This window comes from Methanobrevibacter sp. UBA417 (assembly GCF_002508845.1).
Taxonomy (GTDB): Archaea; Methanobacteriota; Methanobacteria; order Methanobacteriales; family Methanobacteriaceae; genus Methanobrevibacter_A; species Methanobrevibacter_A acididurans.
This window is the reverse complement of sequence record NZ_DAZC01000009.1, coordinates 23,535-30,052: the sequence shown is the minus strand read 5'-3', so window position 1 is coordinate 30,052 and position 6,518 is coordinate 23,535. Positions and strand designations below refer to the sequence as shown.

The 6,518-nt window shown below is 26.3% G+C and carries 9 protein-coding genes; all 9 read left to right on the top strand.

Going from position 1 to position 6,518, the window contains the following annotated elements; all coding sequences use genetic code 11:
* Positions 1-194 precede the first annotated feature (194 nt).
* Positions 195-902 (top strand): zinc-ribbon domain-containing protein, encoded by a 708-nt coding sequence (locus BP769_RS01250; RefSeq protein WP_409199045.1) that lies wholly within the window; start codon positions 195-197, stop codon positions 900-902.
* Between the two features lie 2 nt (positions 903-904).
* On the top strand, positions 905-2,215 hold the full coding sequence (locus BP769_RS01245) for a zinc ribbon domain-containing protein (protein ID WP_413823901.1): 1,311 nt from the start codon (positions 905-907) through the stop codon (positions 2,213-2,215).
* Positions 2,216-2,246: 31 nt separating this feature from the next.
* The gene (locus BP769_RS01240) at positions 2,247-2,837 is read left to right on the top strand and encodes an MrcB family domain-containing protein (RefSeq protein WP_409199042.1); all 591 of its coding nucleotides are present in this window, start codon (positions 2,247-2,249) and stop codon (positions 2,835-2,837) included.
* 25 nt (positions 2,838-2,862) lie between these two features.
* The gene (locus tag BP769_RS01235; RefSeq protein WP_409199041.1) at positions 2,863-3,678 is read left to right on the top strand and encodes a tyrosine-protein phosphatase; all 816 of its coding nucleotides are present in this window, start codon (positions 2,863-2,865) and stop codon (positions 3,676-3,678) included.
* A gap of 89 nt (positions 3,679-3,767) precedes the next feature.
* Positions 3,768-4,526, top strand: a complete 759-nt coding sequence (locus BP769_RS01230; RefSeq protein WP_409199040.1) for an exodeoxyribonuclease III — start codon at positions 3,768-3,770, stop codon at positions 4,524-4,526.
* Positions 4,527-4,556: 30 nt separating this feature from the next.
* Positions 4,557-4,964 carry a hypothetical protein gene (locus BP769_RS01225; RefSeq protein ID WP_409199039.1) on the top strand — a complete coding sequence of 136 codons (408 nt, stop codon included), beginning with the start codon at positions 4,557-4,559 and terminating at the stop codon, positions 4,962-4,964.
* A 15-nt stretch (positions 4,965-4,979) separates the two neighbouring features.
* Complete coding sequence (locus BP769_RS01220) at positions 4,980-5,171, top strand: hypothetical protein (RefSeq protein ID WP_409199038.1); 192 nt, start codon at positions 4,980-4,982, stop codon at positions 5,169-5,171.
* Between the two features lie 121 nt (positions 5,172-5,292).
* A complete protein-coding gene (locus BP769_RS01215; protein WP_409199037.1) occupies positions 5,293-5,943 on the top strand; it encodes a hypothetical protein in 651 nt (216 codons plus the stop codon).
* 168 nt (positions 5,944-6,111) lie between these two features.
* Positions 6,112-6,518, top strand: a 407-nt coding sequence (locus tag BP769_RS01210) for a hypothetical protein (protein ID WP_413861838.1), incomplete at its 3' end; no start/stop codon positions are given.

The following is a 6,518-nucleotide window of genomic DNA, read 5'->3' as shown; positions in this document are numbered from 1 at the left end:
CTGCTTAAATTAAGTAAAAATTTACTTAATTTTCTTTTTCTTTTTTTTTTAAATATTTAAAATATAATTTCATTTGATTCATAAAAATCTTTTTTTTCTTGAAATATATAAAAAATTTTTTATAAAACTTATTAATATTACTAATTATAAAAGTAGATATAATTATAAGAAAATATTATGGGGGTTTATATAAAATGAGTGATGAATCAAATGTTCAATGCACTAGATGTGGATATTTAAATGAATCTGATGCTAAGTTTTGCTTAAACTGTGGATATAAATTAGGTGAAAATAATTTAAATAAACAAAAATGTCCAAAATGTGGATATTTAAATGAATCTGATGCTAAGTTTTGCTTAAACTGCGGAGGCAAACTTAATGTAGATTTATCTTCAACAAATATTAATACTGATAATACGAATCTCAATTCTAATGAGGATAATAAAAATTTACATGATGCTGATGCTAAATTTAACAAAGAAAATAAAGATTTAAATATTAAAAATAAAGCTGAACCAATAAGTAATTCTAATTTAAACCAAAAAGGAGAATCAGTTAGAAATATTGATAATGTAAATTTTGAATCCACTAAAAATAATAATGTTAATCCTAATCAGATACATAAACCTTTAAAACATAAAAACAAGTTTTTAAGTATACTATTCGCGGTAATTTTTATAGGTGCTGGTGCCTGGTATAATAAGCAAACAAAAAGAGGTTTACTATACTTTATTTTAGCAGCAATAATTTTCTTTTCAATAGGAGTAAATTCAAATATGACTGCTTTTCTCATAATTATATACTTTGTTCAAATTATTGATGCATATTCATCTGCAAGTGAAATAAATAAAGGGGAAGAACCTAAATTATTAAGTTTTATTAAAGTACCTAAAGGATGGTAATTATGGTTAAATTTTGTACTGAATGTGGATATAAAAATGAAGACATATCTAAATTTTGTGTAAACTGCGGTCATCCTTTTAAAAACATGGATGCATTAAATTCTGAAGATGTAAATAGTGAAGATTTAAATAAATCTAATATTAATAATGAAAGTTTAGCAAATGAAGAATCTAAAACTGATAAACCTGAAGAATTAATTGATACTGTGGGATCTGTTGTTGATGAAAAAGATGACTCAGAAGTCACTGTAGATTTAAATAATGAATCTGATGAATCTAAAAAATCAGAGGATATTGAGGAATTAATTGATACTAAAAAACCTGTTACCAATGATAAAAATGATGTATCTGAAGAAACAAAGGAAAAAATTACTAATGTGATTGAAGAGAACAACAAGCCTGAAAAGAATATAAAAGATAATGAAAATCAAGAGATAAATGATAAGTTTGGTGTTAAAGTTAATTCTTATTTTTGTCCCGTTTGTGAAAAAAAATCTCTTAATCAGTATAAAAAGAATGGTTTAATTAAAAATTCTTATACATATTATTGTCCTGATTGTGGTTTGAAATTTAGTAAAAATATGCATGCTTATAATTTAAAGGATATTGAAAATAAGGATAATGCTGTTTGGCTTAAGTATAATAATCAAAGTTTAACTAAGGATGAATGGTACCGTATTTTTAAGGGTGGAATTTCAGATAAGGAGCAGAAAGTTTTAGATAAAGAAGCTGCTAAAAAATTAAAGTTAAAACGTGAAGGTGAAGAAAAAGTTAGAAAGGAGAAAATTAAACAAGCAACTAATGTATTGCCAATGCTTATACCTAAACATCCTGAATTATTAAAACCTATTACTACTAGTTCTATTATTCTTAAAAGGGGTGAAATTGCATATTTGGATTTGGATAATGTGATTTTATTAGAGCCTAGGGCTGTTAGAACTAGTACTGGTGGTTATGGTGGTGGTTCTGTTCGTGTTGCTAAAGGTGTTAATATTCGTTTAGGTGGGGCTCAAGGTCAGAGTAGTTCTCGTGATGTTTTAACTCAAATTGATTCTGGTAAACTTATTTTAACTAATAAACGTATAGTTTATACTGGTAAATTAAAGTCAAGTAATATTCCTTTTAGTAAAATTATGAATTTAACTACTTATAGTGATGCTTTAAAAGTTCAAATTGAATCTAGGGCTAAGCCTCAATATTTTAAGGATACTGATAAAAGTGTTAAATCTTTTAAGTATACTAATGAATTAGTTAATGTGAAATTAACTAGTAGTATTTTAAAGGCTATGATTTTAACTTTAATGGAGAATTAAATAATATATTTTTTTGGGAGTGTGTTATATTTTGAATAGTGAAAATTTTAAGGATATCTTATTAAATTATGAAGATGAAATGGATATATCTAAAAGTGAAAGTGAATTTGTTTCTAAGATTGAAGATGAATACTGTGATGATTTAAAATCAAGTATTCATAGTATTGTGGATGAACCTGAAGATTATAAGGTTAGTATTCATACTGGTCGGAAGAATTGGTTGAATGTTCCTTTTGCTATTATTTTTAATTTAAATGCTGGTGATTCTTATAGGACTGGATTGTTTTTAGGTTATAGTTTTTACCCTAAGAGTAATCGTTTATATGTGAAATTAGATCAAGGTTGTAAAGGTTTAGCTGGTAATATGGATTTACTTTTTATTCGTGGTGAAAAGTTACGAACTTATCTAGATGATGTACCTGAAGAATTTAAATTTAATCCAAGAAAGTGTGCTGCTGGAAATATTGTAGGTAAAGAATATAAGTTAGATGAAATAAGTGATGAATCCTTAAATGAAGATTTAAAATACTTAATTGATACTTATGAATATTTAATGCCTTACTATGAAAAAGTAATACAAATACCAACTAATACTTTAATAGAATCATTAAAATCTGAATAATAAAAATATTAGGATAAAAACTTTTATGAATACAAATATAAATAAAATCCCACTTGAAGGATTATATAATACAAGAGATCTTGGAGGAATACCAACATTAGATGGTCACAAGATTAAACATCATCGTTTAATTAGAAGTGGAGTGTTGAAAAATGCAAGCCCACATGATCAAGCGGTTCTCATTGAAGATTATGATTTACGTTTAATAGTAGATTTACGTACAGGAATTGAGATAAGTGAAACACCGGATCCTTACTTTCCAACAGTTAAAGTAATAGTGAATCAAATATTGGAAAATCCTGGAAATGTTTTAATTCATAGTAAAAGTCCAAATATTGATAAAGTTGAAACATTACTTGGAAGTTTTAAATCAAAAGGATTAACTCCTGAAGAGTATATGATGACATTATATGCTGATATGGTAAACAGTAAATACTCTCAAGAACAGATAGGTAAATTCTTAAAAATAATTATAAATCATGAACATGGTAGCACTTTATGGCACTGTAATGAAGGTAAAGATCGGACTGGGGTTTGTACGGCAATTTTACTTGCTTGTTTAAATGTATCCTTAGATGTTATAGTTGAAGATTATCATATAACTGGACATTTTATGCATGAAAAATTTAAGGCAACTATAAGTAAATATAATATCAAACAGGAAATAAGTCCAGAATTACGAAATGTATTATACACAATTTTAACTGCTAAGGAATCTTATATTTTAAATGTTTTCAGTACAATTAATGCTTATTATGGTGGTTTAGATAATTATCGTAGAAATTTTTTAGGAATAAATGATGATGAAATAATGAAATTAAGACAAATGTATTTAGATTAAAAAATAATATGTTTATGAAAAACTTTATTAATAAAAAACTTAAAAATGTACATAATAAGTAATATATTTTAAGGGAAAAGTTAAACACAATGAAAAATTATAAAATAATGTCATGTAATTTAAATGGAATTAATGCAGCTTTCCTTCGAGGCTTTGAAAAAGTTGTGAAAGAAGTTAATCCTGATATTATTTGTGTACAAGAAGTTAAAACACCTGAGCATAAATTAAAAGATAAAGTTCGTAATATTCCCGGATATAAAAGTAAATTTTACACTAGGGAACGTGGAAGATCTAGTGGAGTAGCAATATACACTAAAATCAAACCAGAATTAGTATTATGGGGATTAGGAATAGAGGATGGTAAAGAAGGACGATTGCTCCGTTTAGATTATGATGATTTTGTTTTAATCAATGCTTATGCTCCTAATGGTCATAGTGAAGAAATCATTAAACATAAAATAGATTTCATATATAACACGTTCCATTATGTAGTAAGCCTACGCCAACAAGGACATAATGTAATACTCTGTGGAGATTTTAATGTAGCACACACAGAACAAGATTTATATAATCCTAACTATACTGGACCAGGATATTTGCCTGAAGAGCGAAAACTATTTGATGAATTAATAGATTCAGGATTTATAGATACATACAGAGTATTCCATCAAGAAGATAGAGAATACACTTGGAGAAGTTCAAGATTAAGAGAATATGAAATCCAAGGTGGATTTAAATTTGATTACATATTTGTAAATAAAAAATTACAAAAGAATTTGAAAAATGCATATATGTTAAATTATGAATTATCAGATCATGACCAGCTTATATTAGAATTAGAAATATAAAAAAAAATTTTTAAAGGATGTGTTGAAAAAATGGAAACAGTGTTTAATGTTGAAAGATGGAGAAACTGGGCAAATGGATCTTACTCACTATTTTATACTTTACCTGATAATGGTAGAGTTGGTGTAGTGACAAATGATTCTAGTGAAGATATTTTAGTTTTCAAGAAAGACAGAAATAGTGATAAAGTTAATGTTGAATCAAATAAGATACAAGAAATTAGATTACAACCTGTAGTAGATATAGTTTTCATCATTAATGAAAGAAATTTTGATGAAGTATTAAATGATGATACCTTTAAAAGATTATCTGAACTATTAAAAGAAGGTTTAATTAGTATTTTTTCATTAATGCCTCTAAATGAATTAAATCAAAAAGATTACACATTATTTTTAAGTTCACTAGGCCTATCTTCTAGTGAATGTGTTTTATGTAATTAATAGGTTAGTATAAAAATGTTAAATGAAGATAAAGCATTTGAACAGAAAATTAAAGGACAAATGACTAATGGTACATGTCCTTGTCAAATGACAGATTTAAATCCACAAAAAACTAGTTTACATACTGTAACCTGTCGTGTATGTGGTAAAACATTTAAAACTAATAGTCAAGATGATATTTGCTTTTCATGTAAGAAAAAATCTTAAAAATAAATAGACAATTTTTTAATTTTTTTTCTTAAACTTTTTTTTAAAAAATTTTAAATAACACTTTTATTATATTAATAAAGTAATAGTAATTTACAATTTAAATGGAGGTGTTTTTAAAATGGATTTTAATCTAGATTTTAATACAGATAATTCCATTAAAAGATTTGGATTACCTGTAATAATTGGGATAATAATTACCTGTTTATTAGGATTTGTAGGACATAATACCTATGGAATCATTATTGGAGCCCTTATTATGGGTTTATTAACAATAGATGAAATGACTGATCTTGGAATAAATAGTGTTATAGTGGCCGTTATATCTGTACTCATTATAGACTTCGCTATTGGAGGTTATAATGGATTCGGATGGTTAGTATGGGATTTAATTATTGCAATTATATTAGCATTCATATTCGGATGGTTAGGAGTTCAAGCTAGAGGAATGAATGGTGAAAATACTTTAGTGGCTAAATATCTTCTACCTTTAATTTTCGGTTTAATAATCACAATCTTTTTAGGAGTATTCGCTCACACATTCTGGGTAATTATAATCGGTGCTCTTATAATGGGATTCTTAAGTGCTAATGAATTAGGTGATCTTGGTTTAAACAGTTTAATCTTAGGTCTAATCTCAGCAATTGTTATTGATTTCGCATGTGGAGGTTATAATGGATTTGGATGGTTCATATGGGATATCATAGTAGCAATAGTTGTTGCATTTATTTGTAGTAATATTGGAGCAAGAATTAAAGATTACTACTATTAAAAACAAAAATTTTTTTTATACTCTTTTTTATTTTTTTTCAGTTTTATTCTTAAAAATTAGTTTAAATTCTCTTTTTAATATTTATCTTAGATTTATTTAGGAAAATATATAAGTAATAACCTTTATAATTTAAAATTAATCATTAAATTTAATGTGGGGGTGAAAATTGTGGAATCTAACAAACTTATAATAATCTGTTTGACAGTTATTTTGTGTTGCTTAATAGTGGCAGGTACAGTATTTTTAGTTTCTGGTTCTGGTATAAATCTTTTTTCACAAGAAGAAAAGATTTTAGCTACAGGAGATTTGAAATTAAATCTGACTGGTTATAATTATAAATTAGTCTCTAATCAATCTACTGGTTCAGGTTTTACTGAAACATATAATGTTAATGGTCAAGGTGATAGCTTCACTTTAACTATTACAGTTTCATCTGATAATCCTAGTAGTTCTAGTGCTGTTGCATCTACTCAATATTTAAATGGTAAGAATTATTTAATCCAAATGAGTGGAGGTAATCAAGAGCATAATACTCAAGGTTATTTAGAATCTTTAATTATAACTAAAGGTTCTCA

Excerpts from the sequence above, each read along its gene's own strand:
- BP769_RS01230 (WP_409199040.1), top strand. The coding sequence starts at position 3,768 with ATGAAAAATTATAAAATAATGTCATGTAATTTAAATGGAATTAATGCA.
- BP769_RS01225 (WP_409199039.1), top strand. The coding sequence starts at position 4,557 with ATGGAAACAGTGTTTAATGTTGAAAGATGGAGAAACTGGGCAAATGGA.
- BP769_RS01215 (WP_409199037.1), top strand. The coding sequence starts at position 5,293 with ATGGATTTTAATCTAGATTTTAATACAGATAATTCCATTAAAAGATTT.
- BP769_RS01220 (WP_409199038.1), top strand. The coding sequence starts at position 4,980 with ATGTTAAATGAAGATAAAGCATTTGAACAGAAAATTAAAGGACAAATG.
- BP769_RS01250 (WP_409199045.1), top strand. The coding sequence starts at position 195 with ATGAGTGATGAATCAAATGTTCAATGCACTAGATGTGGATATTTAAAT.
- BP769_RS01245 (WP_413823901.1), top strand. The coding sequence starts at position 905 with ATGGTTAAATTTTGTACTGAATGTGGATATAAAAATGAAGACATATCT.
- BP769_RS01235 (WP_409199041.1), top strand. The coding sequence starts at position 2,863 with ATGAATACAAATATAAATAAAATCCCACTTGAAGGATTATATAATACA.